Below are 22191 nucleotides of genomic sequence, written 5' to 3'. Positions count from 1 at the left end.
AACCTGGCAATCTGCTGGCCGGTTAACGCCATGCTCCGAATTGCCTTCTGTTTCGCTTAACAGCATCGACATCCTGGATTCCTGATTATGCGGCTCAATGGCTGGCCCATCGGTTTCCCCTGTCAACGCTTCACCCTGCACCTCACGGTGCAACATGCATGACTCGGGGTCTGGTTGATTCGCCATTTCTTACCAGTATCGAACTTTCATCGACTTTCCGCCGCCAGCTTTAACTAGCGCACTAAAGCGATCGGTTATTTCGGCCTGGGGCACGAACACCCAGCTCCAGGGAGACTACGACCACACGGCGACAAATTTATGCGCAACCGTACGGGACTCGTCTTAAATCCGTATAACCTGCTCACTACATGTTTAAGTCTGATTTCGACATACTGATCGCTCGACAGGGCCAGATCCAGACACCTGGACCGGAATACCAATGAAGATAGAGAGCGGCGTATCCGACCTCATCGAGCAAGCGCAGCGTGCGCCAGCAAGGCGCGTTACAAGGTGTAGGAAATACCGACTTGCACGGTTCGTGGCGCACCCGGATAGGCGTATACGTTGCCGAACGCGCCTTCTTCGTAATCGCGATCAAACAGGTTTTTCACGTCGAGATTGAGCCGCACCTTGTCATTGATCTTGTAGAAGCTGAGCAAGTCGACGACGGTGTAGCTGCCCATCGAAAACGCGGTGTTGGCGGTTTGCCCAGCGCGCTCGTCGACGTACTTGAGTCCGGTGCCCAGGCCAAGTCCCTTGAGGGTGCCGTCCTGGAACTCATACATATTGAGCAGGCTGAAGCTGTTTTTCGGGATGTTCAGCAGGCGCGTGCCAGAGCGCAGCACGTTATCTTTGGTCACCGCGGCATCAACATAGGCGTAGCCGCCGATCACGCGCCATTCGGGGGTGAGGTTACCGGCGACGTTGACGTCGAAACCGCGGCTTCGCACTTCACCGGCAGCAACGCTGAAGGTCGAATCAACGGGATCGGAGGTCAAAACGTTACGCTTCTCGATCTGATAGATCGCCGCATCGACACTCAACTGCTCATCCAGTGCTTCCCACTTGATACCCATTTCGTAAGACTTGCCCTTCTCCGGCGCAAACCCACCGCCGAGACGGCTTGCGCCGGTGTTGGGCTTGAACGATCGCGCGGTGTCGGCGTAGACCGCTAATGTCTCGGTCAAATCGTAGGTCACGCCAATGCGCGGGGTCACCGCGTTGTCACTGGCCTGCCAGCTCTTGCCGCCCGGCACGTAGGTTTCGTAGTCATGTTCGAAACGTTCGAAACGCGCCCCTGCCAGCACTTTCAGTTTGTCGGTCAGTGCCACCTGATCCTGCACGAACGCGGCATACGTCTTGAGGTTTTCCTTGTCATGAGTCGGCGTTCGAGTCAGCGCCGGACGCGGCTGGCCGTACACCGGATCGAAGATGTCGATCGGGTACGCGCCGACAGCACCGCTGGAGCGTTGAATGATCGACTTGTAGTCGTAATCTTCGTACTCGATACCAGTGAGCAAAGTGTGCTGCAAACCAGCGGTATCGAAATGGCCGGTCAAATTGAGTTGGGTGTCCTTGTCGGTCCACTCCAGTTTGCGATAGTTGAAGTTGCGCCCCAAGGTGCGGCCGTCATCGGCAATACCGTTGGCCTCGACCGCGTTGCCCTTGAGCGAACCATCAAGCCACTGGAAGCCGCCCCCCAGCGTCCAGTCGTCATTGAGCATGTGTTCGAAACGCAGTTGCGCCATGTTGTTGTCGTTGTGCAATTTGCCAACGTCTTTTTCGCCGAAAAAACTGTCGCGGGAGGCGGTGCCAATCTGTCTGGCGTAACGCGTAACGCCTCGATCCAGAGGCGCGTTGTTGCGTATGAAATCGCCTTCGAAAATGAGCTTGGTCGCATCGGTTGCCTGCCACGTCAGAACAGGAGTGATACCGTAGCGTTCGGTTTCGACGTGATCGCGGAAGGTGTCGCCGCCCTCGCCCACTACGTTCAGTCGATAAGCCAGGCGGCCTTCTTCGTCGAGCGGGCCGGAAGCGTCCAGCGTGCCGCGCTTCATGCCCTGATCGTTCAATTGACTGCCCAAGATGACGGTGCGCTCGGGTAGCGGCTGTTTGGAAACTACGTTAAACGTCCCGCCAGGATCACCTCGACCGTAGAGCAAGGTTGCCGGGCCGCGCAGCACTTCGAGGCGCTCGATAGAGTTGGCATCCGGCATGTTCGGGTAGCCGCGGTTTATCGGAAAACCGTTGCGGTAAAACTCGCCAGTGGTGAAGCCACGAACTGTAAATGTGGTCAGGCCCTGCCCACCAAAATTGTTCGCCCGCCCCACGCCCCCGGCGTAGTCCAGCGCTTCCTGCAAACGGGTCGCTCCGAGATCCTCGACCGCGTCCTTCGAGACCACACTGATCGATTGCGGGGTTTCATGGATCGACGTGTCGGTGCGCGTGGCGCTGGCCGAGCGCGTTGCCCGATAACCCTGAACCGGCCCGTCCGCCCTTTCGTAACTCGCGGTACCGATAACATCGGTGGCGTCCAGCTCAAGCGTTGAGGGGGCTACATCCGTTTGTTCAGCCCATGAGGAAGACGACAACGCTTGCAGTACACAAATGGAAAACAGGGTTCGACGCATGGAGAGGAAAACCTTTACGAATAGGCCAATGCACAGGGTAAAAACGCCAATAAAGACCCGTGCATGCTATACAAAACCATTCGCAATTAAAACTTATTCCCATTAACGCCTATGGACAACTCATCACGTCATTCGGAGAATGGGCGAAACAAGCGGTGCGCCATCCACTGAATTTTCGCTACGATGCTTACGTGATGCTCTCTCACGCACCCTCTCTACCAAGCCAAAGAGTAGCCTCCTTCCAGGCTCCAACCGTCACAAGCTCTTCTAAAGTTTCCAACAGAATTTTTTCCCAACTCAACGCCAGGCGACTGTTTCTGCGCTCCCTGAGCGTAGTGAGCGAAACGGTAGACCGGATGCCGGGTCTCTCAATGGCATGCCCCACCAGAATGCCATTGGCGATATCCTCCTGGACTGCGGCGTGGGCAAGAATCGAATAGCCCATGCCTTCGTTCTCATACTCGCCAGCCGTTGGCGCCTGGGTCGGGGCAGTTCTCGCTGCGGCACCGACCGCGACAACGCTGCGGATTTACCCGGGGCGTTGTCGCGGTGTGCCTCCTTGCCAAGCCCTTCAGCTCTCCTTGACTAACTGCGCAAGCAGCCTCGCTTCAGGCTTTTTTGCGAAGACCCTCTGCGGCAGCAACAGCCAGGCCAGTGCCGGCAGCAGGATCAACGCGCCGAGCATGTTCACCAGGAACATGAAGGCCAGCAGGATGCCCATGTCCGCCTGGAACTTGATCGGTGATAAAGCCCAGGTCGACACCGCGACCGCCAGTGTCATGCCGGTCAGCAAGACCACTTTGCCGGTGAACAGCAGCGACTGGTAATACGCTTGGGCCAGGGTATCGCCGGCACGCATTCGAGCCAGGATCACGCTCAACACATAGAGCGCGTAGTCAACGCCGATACCCACGCCGAGTGCGATCACCGGCAGTGTCGCGACTTTCACGCCCATGCCCAGACTCACCATCAACGCCTCGCAAAGAATCGAGGTGAGCATCAGCGGCAGCATTGCGCAGAGGGTGGCGCGCCAACTGCGGAAGGTCAGCAGGCATAACAGGCTGACCGCACCGTAGACCCAGAACAGCATCTCATTCATGGATTTTTTCACCACGATATTGGTCGCGGCTTCGATCCCAGCACTGCCTGCGGCCAACATGAATTTGACCTCTGGCACCTGATGCTCAGCGATAAATTTCTCGCTGGCCTCCACTACCCGATTTAGGGTATCTGCCTTGTGATCGGCCAGGTAAACGTACAGCGACAGCATCGAGCAACCTTGATTGAACAGCTCCCGCGGCGCGCGGGTCTGCACCGCACCCAACGCGCCGTCATTGGGGATCAGCTCATACCATTTGAAGTTACCTTCGTTGTAACCGACCGTGGCGATCTTGCTCAGCGCCGCCATGGAGGTGGTCGACTCGACTCCCGGTAATTGCTCCAGTCGCCAGGCCAGCGCATCCACCGCGGACAGACTGGCGTAACGCGTGCACTGATCTTCCGGGGTTTTGATCATGACCACGAAAATATCCGAGCTGGCCGCATAGTTGCGGGTCATGAATTGTGCGTCGCGGTTGTAGCGCGAGTCGGATCGCAGCTCCGGAGCGCCGGGATCAAGATCGCCAATTTTCAGGTGCAGGCTCACGGCAAAACCGAACGCTGCCAGAAGCAGGCCGCCCAGCATGGCGCCAATGGCCCAGCGCCGCTGAGTGAACAGATCGAGAAAACGCCACAACGGATGCTTGATCTGCGCCTGCAGCTCGGCGGTTTCCGAGCTCAGGCTGCGTTGCGCCGCTGCCGGGCTGACACCGATATAGCTGAGCAGGATCGGCAGCAGAATCAGGTTGGTGAAGATCAGCACCGCCACACCTAGGCTGGCGGTGATCGCCAGGTCCTGGATCACCCGGATATTGATCAGCAGCAACACCGCGAAGCCCACCGCATCACAGAGCAACGCAGTCATGCCGGCGGCGAACAATCGGCGAAAGGTATAACGCGCGGCCACCACCCGGTGGGTGCCGCGACCGACGTCCTGCATGATGCCGTTCATCTTCTGTGCGCCATGGCTCATGCCGATGGCGAACACCAGAAACGGCACCAACGCCGAGTAAGGGTCCAGCTCATAACCGAGAATGGCGAGCAGACCGAGCTGCCAGAGCACCGCCACCAATGAACACGTCACCACCACCAAGGTGCTGCGCGCGCATCGGGTGTAGCCATAGAGCACCACCACGGTCACCAGTACCGCCACCACGAAGAACAGCAGTACCTGGGTCAACCCCTCGATCAGATCACCGACAATTTTGGTGAAACCGGTGATGTGAATCCGCAGATCATCGGTCTGGTACTTGTCCCGCAGGGCTTCCAGTTGCCGGGAAAACTCGCCGTAGTCCAGGGCTTTTCCGGTCTGCGGACTGATTTCGAGCAAGGGCACGAAGATCACACTGGACTTGACGTTGCCGGCCACCAACTGGCCGACCTCGCCAGAACGGGCGACGTTGGTCCGCACCTGTTCGATACTGGCGGCAGAACCATCGTAGTCGTCGGGGATCACCGTACCGCCATCGAGGCCCTCTTCCGTCACCGCGGTCCAGCGCGTGGTCGGGGTCCATAACGACTTCATGTAAGGCCGGTCGACACCCGGCAGCAGATAGAGCTCGTCGTTGAGCCTGGCCAGGGTGTCGAGGTAGTCCTTGGTGAATATGCTGCCCTGCCTGACTTCAACGGCGATGCGCAGCGAGTTGCCCAGGCCGCTCAACTCGCTGCGATTCTCCAGGAAGTTGGCGACATAGGGGTGACCGGTCGGGATGGTCTTCTCATAGCTGGCGTTGATGCCAATGCGCGTGGCTTGCCAGCCGAGTAGCAGAGTCACCAACAGGCACAGCAGGATCACCAGCGGTCGATGGTTGAAGATCGCCCGCTCAGCGAAGTTGCCCGAAGCCTGATCAAAGTTTTCCAGGCGGCCGATCACGGTTTGGGTTTTGTCGTCTTTCAAGTCTGACTCCTGTTGCACGGGCCTCGGCCCGATAGCGCTACACCGTGAAGTTTCAAGGTTTGCCGGATGCCCGCGGATCCTGGTCAGCGGCCACGCCACTCAAACCGACGCTGGCCAGACTGCCGTCGGCCGCCTGTTGCAGGGCCGCGACCGTCGCGCCGCTGCGGCTCTGACGTTTGTCGAAGCTGCGACCCTTGTCATGGCTGAACAAAAGTTCACCGCTCTGGCTGGCCATCAGCAGGCTGCCGTCACTCAGTTCGATGGCGCTCGCCAGCGTTGAGTCGACGCCAGTGTCGAGGCGCCGCCAACGGTTGCCACGGTCATCGGACCACCAGGCATTGCCGCGCAAACCATAGGCAATCAAGGCTCCGTCACGGGTGCCGAGCAGACCGAAAAAGCTGCCGTCATAAGGTGATTTCAAGGCCTGGAACGAATGCCCGGCATCGCTCGAACGCAACAGCAAACCGCGCTCCCCCACCAGCAGCAGGTCAGTGCCCGAGGCACGGATGCCATACAGGTTCAGGCCCTGCGGGTTGTCCACATGCTGCATCCACGGCCGCCAGTTTTGCCCGCCGTCGTCAGTGCGGTAGATCTGGTTGTAGGCACCCACGATGTAGCCATGCAGCCGGTCACTGAAGTACAGGTCGAGAAACGGCTTGTCCGGTCCATCGCTCAATAAATGCCGCGCCTGTTCCAGATTGCTGGCACCGCCCGGTTGTTCGGCATTGCGCTGTGCCACCTGCACCGCCAGCTTGGCGGCACCTTCACCGTCGAGCTGTTTGTGCCAGGTTTCACCGCCGTCCTCGCTGTGCAGTACGACACCCAGATGCCCCACCGCCCACCCCTGCTCGGCGTCGACGAATTGCACTGCTGTCAGGCTGACGTTGACCGGCACACTGGCTTGGCGCCAACTTTTCCCCGAGTCGTCCGAGAGCAGCACGATGCCCCGCTCTCCGACCGCCACCAAACGCTCCCCGGCCCGTGCCAACCCGAGCATTACCGCGCGTTGGGCCTTGGCGGTCGGCAATGCCGGCTGCTGCAATACCGCTAACGTTGCGGCCTGCGTGCCCACGGACGTGCTCGCCATCAGGCACAACGCCAGGGCACATGCGCCCCGTCGCAGGCCGCAGCGTGCTAAGAATTTTTCGATGTTCATGTCTTTATTCCGCTCGGAAAATTTCCAGCGACCGTGACGAGCTTTTCGCCCGCCACAGCCACTCAGGGTTCAACGCATGTTTTCGTTGGCCATGGCATCCGGCGTGAAGTACGAGGCCGAAGGCTTCGCGACTTTCTGGTACTGAACCGCCAGGTCATTGCTCGATGAGTTGAGGAAGTAGGCGCCGGTGTCGAGGTTGTAACTGCCCCACATGACCTGTGCAGTGAGCGCCGGCAGGTCCGGTGCCAACAGCGTCAGCGAATACATCTGGCGCCCCAGTTTGCCTTGGGCGTCATACCCGTCGGCCATCAGGATCTGCCAGGAGTCCTCGTCGACGTAGTAGGTCCGACGCGGCACCACATGGCGTTTGCCGGATTTAAGCGTGGCCTCGACCACCCAGACCCGATGTTTCTCCCAGCGCACCAGATCGGGATTGAGGAAGTTCTGTTTGACCAAATCGTCGCTCTTGGCAAGACCGGCGCGGTTGTTGTTGTAGGCGACGATCAGTTCTTTCTTGCCCATCAGCTTGAGGTCGTAGCGATCGGTCGGCCCGAACAGCATGAACGCTTCGTCGAACAGACCGACCCCGGAGGTGACGAAGTCCGGGGTGTCGTAGGCGATGTTCGGCGCCCGGCGCACACGACGCTGGCCAACCAGGTACTGCCAGGCCGCACGGTTGGCCGGGTCCAGGTCCCAATGGGTCATCAGGCCTTCGCCGGCCTTCGACGACGGCAGTTCGGTCAACAGTTTGCCAATCAGGTATTTGCCGGAAAAATTCTCCGGGCTGCCGTTTTCGACGTAGTAGGGAAACTGGTAGGTGTACTGGGCACGGGTCGCCTGGACTTTCTTGCCGCCCGCCGTCATCAGCCAAGTGTCGAAAGGCGAGCTGATGGTATCGCCGCCCTGCCAGGACAGCCGGTAGTTCCACAGGACTTGCGCGCCGTTGTCCGGAATCGGGAACGGGATGCCGCCGTAGGCGCTGGCGACTTTCTCGGTCTCAACGTCCAGCGTGGCGCGGAGGGCATTCTTGGCGGTGTTGTCATAGACCCATTGCGGGGCTGCTGCCGAGCGATGGGTCGGGTAAACGTCCAGCCGGTAGTCCGGGTATTTCTTCAACAGAACCTTGGTACCTTCGGCCAGCTCGCTGGCGTACTGCTCCATGTTCGAGGCCTTGATCGAGTACAGCGGTTTCTCGCCGGCGAATGGATCGGGACGTTTATCACCCGCCTTGTAGCCCGGCGCGACCTTGGTGTAGCCGCCATCCCAGGCCGGGATGCTGCCATCGGCGTTGCCGGCGCGCTCGCCGCCAAGGGGTGTCAATTCGGACTTCAAACGGGCCGCCTGTTCGGGCGACACCGCTGCCTGTGTCAGACTCATGCCGGCAAGGGCCAGGGTGAGGACGCACGTGTTGAGAAATGCTTTGTTCTGCATGGCGAATCCACCTTATTAGAATGAGGTTTTCACGTAGAGCGAGACGAAGTCGCGGTCGGCCAGCGACTGCCCGTAGCTGAAATTCCCGTCCTCGCGCAGCCCGGCTTTTGGCGCACCGAAGAAGTTCACGTAGTTGAGGCCAACATCCCAGCGCTGCAGATAAGTGGCCTTGAGCCCGACACTCCAGTCGCCGGAATGGGTATTGCCGAAGCCCGATTTGTTAACGGCCGAAGAGCGCCCATCGAGCACCACGCCCATGCCGATCGGCACGGTCAGGTCGATCCCGTCGACAATCTGGAAGTACGCCGGCTCCACCAACACGCGCAATGCCGTGGCATCGCGGGTCGTGTTGGAATCCAGAGCCGCGGCGTTCTCGGTGACGCTCAGGGTTCGGTTCCAGGCCAGTTCGGCCAGTGCCGAGCCGCCGTCCCAGAAAGCCGTCGGTGATAACAGGTAAATCGCCGACAGGTTGGCGTGCGCGGTTTTGCCCCGAGCAAACAGCGAGTTGTCGCCGCCATCTGCATCCGTGCCCGGTGTCACCACTTGTAGATTGCTCACCAGCGGCGCATTCCAGCGCACGGAGGTTTCACCGGCAAAGTTGAACGGGCCATAGGCGGTGGAGAAGCTGACGCCAGCCGTCTTGATATCTTCGGCGTAGACCTGACGATAAGAACTCAGGATCGGCAACCCGGTGGCCGCCGCCGCTGCGCCGTCGAGGTAGGCGTACAGCCCAATCGGGGTTTTGTCGTGATACTGCGCAGCGTAAAAACCCAGTTCCAGTTCGGTCCCGGTCGGTTTGAAGCGAATCTGCATACCGCCCTGCCCCGAGTTCCTCGGTTTCAGATCGCCGCCATTCACGGTGTCGTTACCAAACACCTCGCGCAGCGAACCGCTGCCGTAGCCGATGGCATCGACGTCGCTCAGGTAGCTGCCGGCACCGGGCAGGTTGGAACGCTCCCACTCGAACTGGTAGTAGGCGCCCACCGACAGCTGCGGGTTGATCTGCAACTGCCCGGAGATCTGATTGACCGGACGCAGGATCTCCTTGAACTGGGTCCCCGGCACGCTGAGCAACTTGACCACGTCGGTCGGGCCCTGGGCATTGGCAATCCCGTTGCCGCCGTAGAACAGGCTTTCACCATAGATCAGGCTGTGCCGGCCCAGCCGCACCACGCCCTGGGAGTCTTCGCCGAGGTCACCGCGCAGGAACACAAAGGCGTCGAGGATTTCGCCGTCGCGGCCATGAAGCTTACGGGTCTCGCTGAGGAAATGCGTTTGCTCGCTGCTGTCGGTGTCCTTGTTGTAGATATCGTCGTACCAAGCTGCGCCACTCACACGCAGCCCGTAGTTTTGCCGACTGAGGTCCATTTCGGAAAACAGGTCCAGACGGTTGGAGACCAGACCGCTACTGAAGTTTTTATCGCCCTGACTCTGGATCGAGGGATACAGGCCGTTGGCGGTCGGCGCGTTGACCAAACGGCTGTCCTGACCCTGTAGACGCCAGGCCTGGCTGTATTTGATGGTGTTGTCCCAACGCAGTTTCCAATCGGAATCACCGAGGTCCATTTGCACGGCCTCGACCCTTTCGACCATCACGCCTGCGCTGCATAACGCCAGAAACAAGGCGCAGTACTTGAAACGAAAGCAACGTTTAACGTTGTCCATGGACGCTCCTCATTATTTTTATTTTTGGCATGGCTTTGCACGCATGGCGCCAGCCAACACGCTCGGGTAGCGGCTTGCGCCGCTGTCTACGGGTGTGCGTTTCAGATGTAGGTGGAAGCCAATCCGCCATCGACTGCCAGGTTGACGCCGCTGATCCAGCGCGACTCGTCGGCACACAGGAAAGCGATCACCGACGCCACCTCGTCGGCATAACCGGGGCGTTTCATGCGATGGGCATCAGCCTGGGTCCGGGCCTCACCGAGCATGCTTACGAAGTCGCCGAGGATCGGCGTGAAAACCGGGCCTGGCGCCACGCTGTTCATGCGCACCGAATGTTCGAGAAACCAGGGCTGGGCCTGGACGTAGCTCCAGACGATCAAGGCTTCCTTGAAATACTGGTAGCAGGTCTCGTCCGGTACCGGGTGCTCAGCCAGCCAGGCTTGCGCGGTGGCAAAATCTTCGATGCGCGCCAGCGCCTTGTGCAGGTCCAGGCGTTGCGGCCATTCGGCACCAAGGATCGAGGCGATGTTGACGATGCTGCCGCCAGCCGTGATGCGCGGCAGTAGCGCGCTGCTCAGGTGGCGCAACCCCAGGTAATTGACCTGCGCCAGCAGTTGCGGATTCGCGGTGCCCGGGACCCCGGCGATATTGCACAGGCTATCGATCCGTGCCGGTAACTGCGGCAACAGCCGGTCGATGCTCTCGGCACTGCTCAGATCGCCCTGGACAAAGCCGTCCAGGGTCATGTGCGGGGCCTTCAGATCCACGCCAATCACTTGGGCGCCGTGGCCGCGCAGCAGGCTTGCAGTGGCTGCACCGATACCCGAGGAGACCCCGGTCACCAGCACAATCTTGTTGTCGAGTTTCATGTTGTGTCCTCTTATTGTTTTTGTGTACTCGCCCGGTGGACCGACCACCCTCGTCGGCCCTGGCCCCATCAGAATGGGTAGCGCGGCGCCTTATCCTTGACCGTCACCCATTGCCATTGGGTGTACTCGTCCCAGTCCGCCGGGCCGCCAACGCTGCCGGCATTTCCTGAACTGCCACGCCCACCGAATGGATTGACGCATTCGTCGGCCACCGTCTGATCGTTGATGTGCAGCAGACCGCAATTGAGTCGCTCGCCAATCGCCATCGCGCGCCCGACCGAAGGCGAGATGATCGCCGCGGACAGGCCATACTCGGTGCGATTGGCCAATTCGATGGCCTCCTCGTCACTGGCAAAACTCACCACCGTGGCCACCGGACCAAAGATCTCCTCGTCGAACGCACGCATGCCCGGACGCACGCCTGAAAGAACCGTAGGTTGGTAGAAGAGCTGTTCAAACTCACCGCCGGCTTCCAGAATTGCCCCGGCCGTTACACTTTCCGTGACGATTTCATGCACACGTTGCAACTGTCGTTTGTTGATCAAAGGCCCCAGCACCGCCTCGCCACGAGCGGCATTGCCGACGGTGATCGCCCGTGCTTTCTCTGCCAGTCGGCGGACCAGCTCTTCAGCGATCGACTCGTGGGCCAGGATGCGTCCGGTGGCCATGCAGATTTGCCCCTGATGCAGCCAGGCACCCCAGGCGGCATTGCTGGCCGCCAGGTCGAGATCGGCGTCTTCGAGCACGATCAGCGAGTTCTTGCCGCCCAACTCCAGGGCCACTTTTTTCAGATGACGCCCGGCCACCTCCGCGACTTTGCGTCCCGCTGCGGTGGAGCCAGTGAACGCAATCATCCGCACATGCGGGTCGCGGCACAGCGCCTCACCGGCCACCGCTGCGCCCGGCAAGACCTGCAGCAACCCCTTGGGCAGACCGGCCGCCTCGAATAACCGGGCAATGATGAAGCCCCCACTGACCGGGGTCTGCGGATCGGGCTTGAGCACCACGGCGTTGCCAGCCGCCAGCGCGGGTGCTACCGAGCGCAGGGAGAGCACCAGAGGAAAGTTGAACGGAGAAATCACTCCGACCACGCCATGGGGCAACCGGCGTGCATAGGACAAACGCCCCGCCTCGCTCGGAAGAACCAGGCCATGGGGTTGCGACAGCAGTCCGGCCGCCTGATGCAGCAAGACGATCGCCTCACGGACCTCATGTTCACCCTTGAACAGACTGCCACCGCTTTCCCGAGCGATGTACAGCGCCAGCTCGGCAAAGTGTAGTTGGGCCAGTGCTGCGGCTTTGCGAAAGATCTCCGCCCGCTCGCGCGGCCCTAATGCCGCCCAGGCCGGCTGGACACGGGCAGCGTTGAGACTGGCAAACGCGATGTCCGCAGCATCGGCCAGACCGGTGACAGTCAACACCTCGCCGGTGGATGGCTCGCGTACGCTATTGCTGCCGCCCAATGGGCGTATCCAGTCACCATTGAAGATGCGCTCGTTCCACAACTCGTCCCGCAGAAAATCAGAGGATTCACTTACCGACATTTCGGCCTCCCGGCTCTTGTGTTTGTCATCGACCGACGTCGCCTTGCTGAAGCGGTGAAGTCGTCTGCGTCGTGAAAGCACTAGAGCAAGGGCTGTGCCGATTTCCTGCGCGCCACCCATTATTTAGATGACGAAGCGTCTAGCTCGCGGGCTCAAGATGAGCACTCAACGTTCAGGGGGCGGGTCTTGACGCGCTGCCAGCACCGGGTCGCTTGTTCAAATGATAAAGTTATGTTTAATAACTGTTTTGCTTGTTACTCATTTCGATCAGTCATGCGCTCAGGGGCATAACAATGAACAACCCCCACTCGCTGTTTCCAGGTCTCGCGATGCGGGAGGAGCATTTCTCGCCTCGCGGGGACAGTACCCAACTGGCCGAGGGCAACTCACCGACCCTGGCCGAGTTGACCGAATGCCTGTTTTTTTCTCCTGTCGACGGACGCATCTGGCTCAACGATCAGCGCATGCTGCTGTTGCACAGTTCATCCTTCGGCGCACTTCGGCGCGAGATCATCGAGCGCCAGGGCCTGGAACAAACCCGTGGCCTGTTTACCCGCACCGGCTACCTGTCGGGCGCACGCGATGCACGGCTGATCCGCGAGCGTTGGCCGGACGCCGATGCCGCGGCGATTTTCTCCGCCGGCACTCGCCTGCACACCCTCGAGGGCATGACCAAGGTCGAACCGCTGCACTTCAAGTTCGACGCCGACTCCGGCTTCTACGAAGGTGAATTCCTCTGGCATCACTCCTGCGAGGCCGACGAACATATCGCCGCCTACGGGATCGGCCAGGACCCGGTGTGCTGGACCGAACTGGGCTATGCCATCGGTTATGTCAGCGGGTTGTTCGGCCGCTTGGTGATCTTCCGTGAAACCGAATGCCGGGGCATGGGCCACGAGACCTGCCGAGTGATCGGCAAGACCGCCGAGCAATGGGGCGATGTCGAACAGGACCTGAGTTATCTCACCGCTTCGCCATCAAGCGTCGCTCCCAGGCAGCGTCCAGCACCAGCACCCGCCCCCGATGACGACAGCGAAATGCCTGGCGGGCCAAAACCTATTGGAGCCAGCGCCGCCTTCAATGCAGCCACCCTCGCCTTGCAGCGTGTGGCGCCGACCCCCGCTACGGTACTGTTCAGCGGTGAATCCGGGGTCGGCAAGGAGCTATTTGCCCGCCAGTTGCATCAGTACAGCCCGCGCCATCACGCGCCCTTTGTGGCCCTGAACTGTGCCGCGATACCGGACAATCTGATCGAGGCGGAGCTGTTCGGTGTCGAGCGCGGCGCCTACACCGGTGCCACCCATTCGCGCCCGGGGCGCTTCGAACGGGCCCACGGCGGCACCCTGTTTCTCGATGAGATCGCCAGCCTCAGCCTGCCCGGACAAGGCAAGCTACTGCGGGCCTTACAGGAACGTGAGATAGAGCGAGTCGGTGGTGGTCAGCCAATCAAGGTCGATGTACGGGTGGTGGCGGCAACCAACGTCGACTTGCGCAAAGCGGTAGCGGCTGGAGACTTTCGTGAGGACCTGTTCTACCGCTTGAACGTCTTCCCCATCACCCTGCCGCCACTGCGTGAACGACGCGACGACATCCCGTTACTGGTCAATGCGTTCCTGCGGCGCTTCTGCCAGGACTACGCGCGCAAACCCGCTGGGCTGACCATGCGCGCGCTCAAGGCATTGCTACGCTACGACTTCCCCGGCAACGTGCGGGAACTGCAGAACTTGGTAGAGCGCGGTCTGATCGCCAGCGAGGATGGTCAAGCCATCGACCTCGTCCACCTGTTTCGCAATGAACCAATACCACAGGAGCTGTACTCGCTGGACGACAAGGGCAGCCTCGCGGCCATCGACCAGAGCCCCCCCAGCGCACAGCCTCGCCCGGCCCTGCTGGAAACCTTGACCCGGCTGGAGCAAGGTTTTTCCATTGAAGGCCTAGAGTCGCGCTTGATCGACGAAGCGTTGCAACAGAGCGAAGGCAATTTGGCTGCGGCTGCACGACTACTGGGGTTGAGTCGTGCGCAGTTTGCCTATCGGCTGAAGAAGTACCAACAGGCGTCTGCAGAGCAGTCATCCTGAAGCGCAAAACCATCGATGTTTATCGCCACAAAAAAACCGCCATTCGCTGGCGGTTTTTTATATGAACTCACAACAATGGATCCATTAATAATATTCCAAAAAGACTCACCCTGAACTAAATAGGCTTTGTCGCCCGATTATCGCCCTAAAATGCATTAACCAAGATTGACTTTCAGCAAACGCTTATCGCTTAATGGATCCATAAATAATAAAAACAAGCGCTGACCTGGAGGATTCTCATGTACCCAAAAAACACGTGGTACGTCGCCTGCACTCCCGATGAAATTGCACAAGGCCCCCTCGGGCGGCAGATCTGCGGCGAAAAAATCGTTTTCTATCGCAGCCAGGGAAACCAGGTTGCAGCGGTCGAGGACTTTTGCCCGCACCGTGGCGCACCGTTGTCCCTGGGCCATGTGGAAAACGGCAACCTGGTGTGCGGCTATCACGGCCTGGTGATGGGGTGCGACGGCAAAACAGTGGAAATGCCCGGACAACGGGTTCGCGGCTTCCCGTGCAACAAGACGTTTGCCGTGTTCGAGCGCTACGGCTTTATCTGGGTCTGGCCTGGTGATCAGGCGCTGGCAGATCCGACGCTGATCCATCACCTGGAATGGGCCGTAAGCGACGAATGGGCCTATGGCGGTGGCCTGTTCCACATTCAGTGCGACTACCGGTTGATGATCGACAACCTGATGGACCTGACTCACGAAACCTACGTCCATTCGTCCAGCATCGGCCAGAAGGAAATCGACGAAGCGCCGCCGCTGACCACGGTCGACGGCGACGAAGTGGTCACCGCCCGCCACATGGAAAACATCATGGCCCCGCCTTTCTGGCGCATGGCCCTGCGCGGCAACAACCTGGCCGACGATGTGCCGGTGGACCGCTGGCAGATCTGCCGCTTCACCCCGCCCAGCCACGTATTGATTGAAGTCGGCGTGGCTCATGCGGGCAAAGGCGGTTATCACGCAGACCCGCAGTTCAAGGCGTCGAGCATCGTCGTCGACTTCATTACGCCGGAAACCGAGACCTCGATCTGGTACTTCTGGGGCATGGCGCGCCACTTCAATCCGCAGGATGAAGCCTTGACCGCGAGCATTCGCGAGGGTCAGGGGAAGATCTTCAGCGAGGACCTGGAGATGCTCGAACGTCAGCAACAGAACCTGCTTCGCCATCCGCAGCGCAACTTGCTCAAACTCAATATCGACGCCGGCGGTGTGCAGTCGCGTCGCGTACTGGAGCGCTTGATCGCCCGGGAACAAGCCTCGCAGGAGTCAATGGCATGATCGAAGTGCGGGTGGTTTCCCGCCATAACGAAGCCAAGGACATTTGCAGCTACGAGTTGGCCAGTGTCGATGATCGACCGTTGCCAGCCTTTAGCGCCGGTGCGCACATCGACGTGCATTTGCCCGATGGATTGATCCGACAATACTCCCTGTGCAACCCCCCCGAAGAACGCCATCGCTACGTGATTGGCGTGCTCAAGGACCCGGCCTCTCGGGGCGGCTCGCTGGCCATGCACGAGCAGATCCATCCCGGCACGCGCCTGACGATCAGTGAGCCGCGCAACCTGTTTCCGTTAGCCCATCAAGCCAGGCGCAGCCTGCTTTTCGCCGGCGGTATCGGCATTACCCCGATTCTCTGCATGGCCGAACGCCTGGCCCACAGCGGCGCGAATTTCGAGCTGCATTATTGCGCCCGCTCGCGGGAACGCGCGGCCTTCGTCGAACGCCTGCAACACGCGCCTTTTGCCGACCGGGTGTTCCTGCATTTCGATCAGGAACCCGAGACTGCGCTCGACGCAGCCAAGGTCTTGGCCGCACCTCAAAACGATGTGCATTTATACGTGTGCGGCCCCGGCGGTTTCATGCAGCACATCCTGGACACGGCCAATGCCGAGGGCTGGCAGCCACACTGCGTGCATCGTGAATACTTCGCCGCCGTCCCAGTCGACACTCGCGCTGATGGCAGTTTCTCGATCAAGGTCGCCAGCAGCGGTCAGGTCTTCGAAGTACCAGCCGACAAGAGCGTGGTGCAAGTCCTGCAAAATCAGGGTATCGAGATCGCCATTTCCTGCGAACAGGGGATTTGTGGCACTTGCCTGACTCGGGTTCTGGAGGGCGTGCCGGAGCATCGTGACCTGTTCCTCACCGAGGATGAACAGGCCTGCAACGACCAATTCACCCCTTGCTGTTCGCGTTCGAAAACGCCGCTACTGGTGCTGGATATCTAGAGCGTCGCGCCTATTCCGGGCGGAGGATAACCTTCATCCGCTCTTCTGCCGCCGCCGAGCCGAAGATTTCGGCGTAGCGCAACGTGGCGTTGGCGTGCTCGCGCATGATGGCTTCGGCACGTGCGCCCTGGCGATTGACCAGGGCATCGAACACCGAATGGTGCTGCATGTGGGCGAAGTTGAAACGTCGGTATTCCCGGACCATGTCGTTGCAGTCCACTGCCAGGGCGGTCACCGAAGCAAAGGGTAAATGATCGTTGCGCGCCAGTGCGTCGGCAATTGCCGAGTTACGGCTACCTTCGACGATCACCTCATGAAATCGCATGTTGAGGTCGTGATAGACCTCCAGATCCTCGATGGTCACGAAGCCCTTGTCGAACAGCTGATCACCTTGCATCAGGCACTGTTCCAGGGTCGCCCGGGCCTCGTTCGATAGCCCGCGCTCGGCGGTCTGGCGCGCCGCAAGGCCTTCGAGGACTCCTCGTACTTCGACTGCCCCGGCAATGTCATCGGGGCTGACCGAGCGCACCTGAAATCCACGACCGCCAAAGCGCACCAGCAAGCCTTCCTGCTCCAGCGTGCGGAACGCCATGCGTACCGGCATCCGCGACACCCCAAACAACTCTGCGGTGGGAATTTCCATCAACCGTTCGCCAGCCGCCAGCTCGCCCGAGGCGATCATCTTGCGCAACGCGACCAGCACCGTTTGACCGGGCTTACTCATCCAGGCAACTTCCAGAAAGGTGGGCCTGCATAGTAACGCAAGATCGTGACGCCAGGTTTGGGCTGAGACAGCGCGGCTCTGCCTCAGCCTTGATACGCGGGGTTCTCGATCAGCAGCGCCATGCCCTGACCGCCGCCGACACACGCGGCAGCGATGCCATAACGCAGATTGCCTTCGCGCAGTTGCCTGGCCAGGGTCAGCACCAGACGCAATCCACTGGCGGCCAATGGATGCCCCAAAGCGATGGAGCCGCCACGCTGATTGAGCCGGCCGCCGTCCAGTTCCAGCACCTGCACCACGGCCAGCACTTGCGCGGCCTGGGCTTCGTTGATTTCCAGCAGGCCGATGTCGCCAAGGGTCAGCCCGCTGCGTTGCAGTAACAACTGAATGGCCGGAGCCGGCCCTATGCCCATGAATTCCGGCGCCACGCCCACCACGGCACTGGCCAGCAAATGAGCCAACACCGGACGCTGGGCCGAAGACGCTCGCCCTACCAGCGCGGCCGCCGCACCATCGACCACCGCGCAACTGTTGCCGGCCGTTTGCACACCACCGGCATGCACCGCCCGTAACCGGCCCAAGGCTTCCAGATCGGTCGGTCGCGGGTGGCTATCACGTGTCACGCTGTCCACGCCCCGTGGCAACTCAATGCTCCGTGATTGATAGCCGGCCAGTTCAAAGCGCTCATTACCGAGCGCCACGAGCTCCGGCTCAAACCAGCCCTCAGCCTGGGCCTGCAGCGCCCGTTGATGGCTGTCGAGGGCGAAGCGATCCACCTCGTCGCGGCCCAGGCCATGCCACCGCGCCAGGTTGTCGGCGGTGGCGATCATGTCAATGCCCGGGGCCGGATCGTGGAGAGCTTCCCAGAGAAAGTCCTTGAACGCCACCTCGGCTCCGAGGCGGAAACCGCTGCGATGGACGTAGGCGGCAATCGGATTGCGCGACATGGACTCGGCCGCTACGCACAAGGCCAGCTGCACGCCATCATCGAGCTGCCTGGCGGCCTGCCGCAAGAGTTCAAAACCGGTGGCGCAGATGCGCTGCACCCCCAGCGCCGGAACCCCTCGCGGTACGCCGCTGTATAGGCCAATATGCCGCGGCAGCAAGTAGGCATCGAAACTGGCCTGAGCCATCGAGCCGGCGAGCACGCTGTCCACCGAGGCCGGATCGATAGCGGCGCGAACCAGAACCTCGCGCCCCACTTTGATCCCCAAATCGACCGGCGAGACCTGGGCCAATGCACCGCCGAGGTCGACCCATGGCGTGCGCACGGCGGCGAAAATGGCCACATCGCGAAAGCTCGAATACTGCCCCGTGCTACTCACTGCGATGGTCCGGCACGCAGGATGGAAGGCTCCTCTCCGCGATACAGCGCCTCGACCTTATCGGCCCGCCATTGCAGCACAGCACGCTGGTTGATCGAACCTTTGTCAGTGATTTCACCCCGATCGATGGAGGCGGGCTCGTCGAGCAGCGCGATCCATTCCAGGCGGCTGGCATTACCGGTGGCGTCGCGGTTGAGCCGTTGCAGCCAATCACCGAACCACTGACGCACCGGCACGCTGGCCAGGACCTCGGCATCGCTGGCGTCCGCACTCAAACCGGCCAGACGTCGGCATTCGTACAGCCGAGGAAAGACCAGCGCACCTAGACATTCGCGGTCGGGCGCGGCCACCACCATATCCTGAACATAGGGCGAACCTTCGAGCACCGCGCGATTGCGCAACGGGCCGACGCTGACAAACACGCCGGAGCTCAGTTTGAAGTCCTCGGCAATGCGCCCGTCGAACATCAGCCCCAGTTGTGGATCGCGGGCATCGGCCAGTTTCAGCGCGTCGCCGGAACAGTAGAAACCCTGTTCGTCGAACACCTCGGCGGTCTGCTGCGGCGCACGCCAGTAACCGGGCATGATGTGCGGCCCGCGAAAACGCCCTTCCAGCTTGCCGTCCACCGGCACCAGCCGCACTTCACAACCCGGAGCCGGCAGGCCGATATAACCGGCCATGGACAGTGGCCCGGTGGTGAACGTGCAGGACGGTGCCGCCTCGGTCATGCCGAGCCCTGCCATCATGCGAATGCGTTCGCCACAATGCTGTTCGGCGACCCGGTCCAGGCGATCCCAAATCCTCTGGGATAAGCCGGCAGCGGCGAAAAAGAACAGCTTAATGCGCGAGAAAAAACGTTCACGCAACTCGCCATCCTGCTCCAGGGCGTTGACCAGTTCTTCCCAGCCCTTGGGCACAGTCAGGTAGGCGGTGGGCGATACCTCTTTGAGGTTGCGCAGTGTTTCGGCAAAACCCTGGGCGGTCGGCTTGCCGTCGTCCAGGTAAAAAGTGCCGCCGTTGTACAGCACGATGCCAACGTTGTGGCTACCGCCGAAGGTGTGATTCCACGGCAACCAATCCACCAGCACCGGTGGTGCTTCGCCGAATACCGGGAAGGTTTGCAACAGCATCTGTTGGTTGGCGCAGAGCATGCGCTGGGTGGTGACAACCGCCTTGGGCAGCTTGGTTGAGCCGGAGGTAAACAGAAACTTGGCGATGCTGTCCGGCCCGGTCGCCGTGAAGGCGCAATCGGCCTCGGCACCGCCGGGCTGTTCCAGCAGGCTGGCAAAGCTCACCTGACTCCGGCCCGGTATTTGGCCATGCACGGTGATCAGCGGCGTGTCAGCCGACAGCACCGCATCGATTGCCCGCTGATAGGTCGAGGCGTCGCTGACAAACACCAGGCCCGGTTGTAGCAGGTCGCAGACATGCCGCAACTTGGCGAAATCCTGAGACAACAACGAATAGGCCGGTGAGACCGGGCTATAGGGAATGCCCGCGTACATGGCGCCCAGAGCAATTTGCAAATGCTCGATATCGTTGCCCGAGAGGATCGCCAGCGGTCGTTCGGCCGAAAGCCCATAACTGAGCAGGCTTTGGGCAATGGCGCGGACGCTGGTCAGCATCTCGGCGTAACTCACCCGGCGCCAGTCGCCGCCGTTCTGGCGAGCCGCGATAAAGGTCTGTTGCGGGCGCACCTGGGCCCAATGCACCAAGCGATCCAGCAAACGTGCGGGCAACTCAGCCAAAGGCTCCAGGGAGCGCATGTGCAAAATGCCCTGCTCTTCGCTGACCTCGACCGCAGGACGGCCGATGGATACGTGGCGATAGCGCGGCGCACTGGCTTCGTTCTGGGGTGGCGATCTGAATTCGGAACTCACGTGCTTGTTCTCCATCAAGGCACACCACGGCTCGCAGAAATGCGTTCACCGGGGCATGGCAGCCTGCGACTGCAGCCTCGTTATTGTTATGTCTGGCCTGCACGCGGGCGACGATCGCTCTCAAACGTTCGTCACCCAACGGTGCGACGACTGCTCAGATCGGGTAGTGCCGCGGTCCGTTCTGCAAGGTCACCCAACGTAACTGAGTGAAGTGCTCGATGGACGCCTTGCCGCCAAAACTGCCATAGCCGCTGGACTTGACTCCGCCGAAGGGCATCTGCGCCTCGTCGTGCACGGTCGGGCCGTTGATATGGCAGATACCCGATTCGACCCGCTGAGCCAAGGCCAGAGCGCGGCTGGTGTCGCGACTGAAGATCGCCGCCGACAAGCCGAATTCGGAATCGTTGGCCAAGTGCAACAGCTCTTCATCGCCCTCGCCTCGTAGTACCACCGCCACCGGGCCAAAGGATTCTTCGCGGTACAGACGCATGGCATCGGTAACGCCGTCGAGCAAGGTCGGCTGCAGAATGCTGCCCTCCAGCTGACCACCCGCAACCAGGGTTGCGCCCTTATCGAGGGCATCGTCGATCAACAGTTTGATGCGTTCACCGGCATTGCTGTCCACCAGAGAACCGAGGACCGAACCTTCGGCATTCGGATTGCCCGCGGGCAAGGTGGCGATCTTCGCCGCCAGCCTGGCGACAAAGTCATCGGCCACTTTGGCATCGACAATCAGGCGCTCGGTGGACATGCAAATCTGGCCCTGATTAAAGAAGGCGCCAAAGGCCGCCGCCTCCACCGCTGCATCCAGGTCGGCATCCTCCAGCACCAGGAACGGCGCCTTGCCTCCCAGCTCCAGTAACGCCGGTTTGAGATGACGCGCCGACAGTTCGCCGACGATGCGCCCAACATGGGTCGAACCGGTGAAGTTGACCCGACGCACCGCCGGGTTGGCGATCAGCCGTTCAACAATCGCCGCGGCATCCTGGGGCGCGTTGCTGATGACGTTGACCACGCCATCACCGAGGCCGGCGTCTTGCAACACTTGACCGATCAGCCGGTGCACCGCCGGGCTCAGTTCCGACGCCTTGAGCACCACGGTGTTGCCGCAGGCCAACGGCATGGCGATAGCGCGAGTGGCGAGGATCACCGGCGCGTTCCAGGGCGCGATGCCCAGCACCACGCCGCAGGGTTGACGCAAGGCCATGGCGAAGCTGCCGGGCACATCGGAGGGAATGATTTCGCCGGTGATCTGGGTGGTCATGCACGCGGCTTCGCGCAGCATGTTGGACGCCAGGTGCACATTGAAACCGTACCAGTTGGCCATGGCACCGGTCTCGCCGGCCGCCGCGATGAACTCCGCGCTGCGGGCCTGCAACTGCTCAGCCGCGCGCAGCAACCGGGTACGTCGCTCGTTGGGGGCCAGGGCCGCCCAGGCGGGGAATGCCGCTTTGGCCGCGGCGACCGCAGCATCGGCATCTTCCAGGGTGGCGGCGGCAACGCGCGACACAACTTCACCGGTCACCGGATTACGCCGTTCGAAAGTTCGACCGTCTCGGGCGGGGCACGACTGGCCGCCAATCAGCAGGGGCACGTCCAGCATGGTGATTCCTCTTTATTGTCTTTATCGGGAATACGTTCGAGGGGTTCACAGTAGCGCC

The 22191-nt window shown here is 60.9% G+C and carries 15 protein-coding genes; 3 read left to right on the top strand and 12 right to left on the bottom strand.

Translation table 11 applies throughout. From position 1 onward, the window contains the following. Positions 1-503 precede the first annotated feature (503 nt). The 8 genes from EAH74_RS11285 to EAH74_RS11250 form a co-directional block, all read right to left on the bottom strand. Positions 504-2630 carry a TonB-dependent siderophore receptor gene (locus EAH74_RS11285; protein ID WP_140678337.1) on the bottom strand — a complete coding sequence of 709 codons (2127 nt, stop codon included), beginning with the start codon at positions 2628-2630 and terminating at the stop codon, positions 504-506. 202 nt (positions 2631-2832) lie between these two features. Continuing rightward, positions 2833-3075: a hypothetical protein gene (locus EAH74_RS11280; protein WP_240050495.1), complete on the bottom strand. Its 243-nt coding sequence runs from the start codon at positions 3073-3075 to the stop codon at positions 2833-2835. Between the two features lie 126 nt (positions 3076-3201). Further along, on the bottom strand, positions 3202-5625 hold the full coding sequence (locus EAH74_RS11275) for an efflux RND transporter permease subunit (RefSeq protein ID WP_140678335.1): 2424 nt from the start codon (positions 5623-5625) through the stop codon (positions 3202-3204). A gap of 52 nt (positions 5626-5677) precedes the next feature. After that, positions 5678-6781: a WD40/YVTN/BNR-like repeat-containing protein gene (locus EAH74_RS11270; RefSeq protein WP_140678333.1), complete on the bottom strand. Its 1104-nt coding sequence runs from the start codon at positions 6779-6781 to the stop codon at positions 5678-5680. A 69-nt stretch (positions 6782-6850) separates the two neighbouring features. Continuing rightward, positions 6851-8212 (bottom strand): DUF1329 domain-containing protein, encoded by a 1362-nt coding sequence (locus EAH74_RS11265; protein ID WP_140678332.1) that lies wholly within the window; start codon positions 8210-8212, stop codon positions 6851-6853. Positions 8213-8227: 15 nt separating this feature from the next. After that, positions 8228-9877 carry a DUF1302 domain-containing protein gene (locus tag EAH74_RS11260; RefSeq protein WP_140678330.1) on the bottom strand — a complete coding sequence of 550 codons (1650 nt, stop codon included), beginning with the start codon at positions 9875-9877 and terminating at the stop codon, positions 8228-8230. A 101-nt stretch (positions 9878-9978) separates the two neighbouring features. Next, positions 9979-10746 carry a coniferyl-alcohol dehydrogenase gene (locus tag EAH74_RS11255; RefSeq protein WP_140678329.1) on the bottom strand — a complete coding sequence of 256 codons (768 nt, stop codon included), beginning with the start codon at positions 10744-10746 and terminating at the stop codon, positions 9979-9981. A gap of 68 nt (positions 10747-10814) precedes the next feature. Further along, positions 10815-12290: a benzaldehyde dehydrogenase gene (locus EAH74_RS11250; RefSeq protein ID WP_140678327.1), complete on the bottom strand. Its 1476-nt coding sequence runs from the start codon at positions 12288-12290 to the stop codon at positions 10815-10817. A 293-nt stretch (positions 12291-12583) separates the two neighbouring features. Here EAH74_RS11250 and EAH74_RS11245 point away from each other — a divergent pair, with 293 nt between their 5' ends. The 3 genes from EAH74_RS11245 to EAH74_RS11235 all read left to right on the top strand — a co-directional run bounded on the left by EAH74_RS11245 (position 12584) and on the right by EAH74_RS11235 (position 16601). Beyond that, positions 12584-14368: a sigma-54-dependent Fis family transcriptional regulator gene (locus EAH74_RS11245; protein WP_140678325.1), complete on the top strand. Its 1785-nt coding sequence runs from the start codon at positions 12584-12586 to the stop codon at positions 14366-14368. A gap of 239 nt (positions 14369-14607) precedes the next feature. Then, positions 14608-15654 (top strand): aromatic ring-hydroxylating oxygenase subunit alpha, encoded by a 1047-nt coding sequence (locus EAH74_RS11240; RefSeq protein WP_140678324.1) that lies wholly within the window; start codon positions 14608-14610, stop codon positions 15652-15654. After that, positions 15651-16601 (top strand): PDR/VanB family oxidoreductase, encoded by a 951-nt coding sequence (locus tag EAH74_RS11235; RefSeq protein ID WP_140678322.1) that lies wholly within the window; start codon positions 15651-15653, stop codon positions 16599-16601. The genes EAH74_RS11240 and EAH74_RS11235 overlap by 4 nt, the downstream gene beginning before the upstream one ends. Positions 16602-16611: 10 nt before the next feature. Here the strand turns inward: EAH74_RS11235 and EAH74_RS11230 are convergent, their stop codons facing one another. The 4 genes from EAH74_RS11230 to EAH74_RS11215 all read right to left on the bottom strand — a co-directional run bounded on the left by EAH74_RS11230 (position 16612) and on the right by EAH74_RS11215 (position 22133). Further along, on the bottom strand, positions 16612-17325 hold the full coding sequence (locus tag EAH74_RS11230; RefSeq protein WP_140678321.1) for a GntR family transcriptional regulator: 714 nt from the start codon (positions 17323-17325) through the stop codon (positions 16612-16614). Positions 17326-17408: 83 nt separating this feature from the next. Next, the gene (locus EAH74_RS11225; RefSeq protein WP_140678319.1) at positions 17409-18650 is read right to left on the bottom strand and encodes a thiolase family protein; all 1242 of its coding nucleotides are present in this window, start codon (positions 18648-18650) and stop codon (positions 17409-17411) included. Then, a complete protein-coding gene (locus tag EAH74_RS11220) occupies positions 18647-20530 on the bottom strand; it encodes a feruloyl-CoA synthase (protein WP_140678317.1) in 1884 nt (627 codons plus the stop codon). Before EAH74_RS11220 ends, EAH74_RS11225 begins: the two co-directional genes overlap by 4 nt. 154 nt (positions 20531-20684) lie before the next feature. Further along, positions 20685-22133, bottom strand: coding sequence for an aldehyde dehydrogenase (locus EAH74_RS11215; protein ID WP_140678315.1), 1449 nt, complete (start codon positions 22131-22133; stop codon positions 20685-20687). Between the last annotated feature and the right edge of the window lie 58 nt (positions 22134-22191).

The sequence above is a fragment of the Pseudomonas mandelii genome (assembly GCF_006438925.1).
Taxonomy (GTDB): Bacteria; Pseudomonadota; Gammaproteobacteria; order Pseudomonadales; family Pseudomonadaceae; genus Aquipseudomonas; species Aquipseudomonas mandelii_C.
The sequence above is the reverse complement of the archived record's forward strand: the minus strand, read 5'-3'. Positions and strand labels throughout refer to the sequence as shown.

Coding starts and splice junctions, on each gene's coding strand:
- EAH74_RS11250 (WP_140678327.1), bottom strand. CDS start 12,290: ATGTCGGTAAGTGAATCCTCTGATTTTCTGCGGGACGAGTTGTGGAAC.
- EAH74_RS11280 (WP_240050495.1), bottom strand. CDS start 3,075: ATGGGCTATTCGATTCTTGCCCACGCCGCAGTCCAGGAGGATATCGCC.
- EAH74_RS11265 (WP_140678332.1), bottom strand. CDS start 8,212: ATGCAGAACAAAGCATTTCTCAACACGTGCGTCCTCACCCTGGCCCTT.
- EAH74_RS11215 (WP_140678315.1), bottom strand. CDS start 22,133: ATGCTGGACGTGCCCCTGCTGATTGGCGGCCAGTCGTGCCCCGCCCGA.
- EAH74_RS11235 (WP_140678322.1), top strand. CDS start 15,651: ATGATCGAAGTGCGGGTGGTTTCCCGCCATAACGAAGCCAAGGACATT.
- EAH74_RS11285 (WP_140678337.1), bottom strand. CDS start 2,630: ATGCGTCGAACCCTGTTTTCCATTTGTGTACTGCAAGCGTTGTCGTCT.
- EAH74_RS11230 (WP_140678321.1), bottom strand. CDS start 17,325: ATGAGTAAGCCCGGTCAAACGGTGCTGGTCGCGTTGCGCAAGATGATC.
- EAH74_RS11270 (WP_140678333.1), bottom strand. CDS start 6,781: ATGAACATCGAAAAATTCTTAGCACGCTGCGGCCTGCGACGGGGCGCA.
- EAH74_RS11240 (WP_140678324.1), top strand. CDS start 14,608: ATGTACCCAAAAAACACGTGGTACGTCGCCTGCACTCCCGATGAAATT.
- EAH74_RS11255 (WP_140678329.1), bottom strand. CDS start 10,746: ATGAAACTCGACAACAAGATTGTGCTGGTGACCGGGGTCTCCTCGGGT.
- EAH74_RS11260 (WP_140678330.1), bottom strand. CDS start 9,877: ATGGACAACGTTAAACGTTGCTTTCGTTTCAAGTACTGCGCCTTGTTT.
- EAH74_RS11245 (WP_140678325.1), top strand. CDS start 12,584: ATGAACAACCCCCACTCGCTGTTTCCAGGTCTCGCGATGCGGGAGGAG.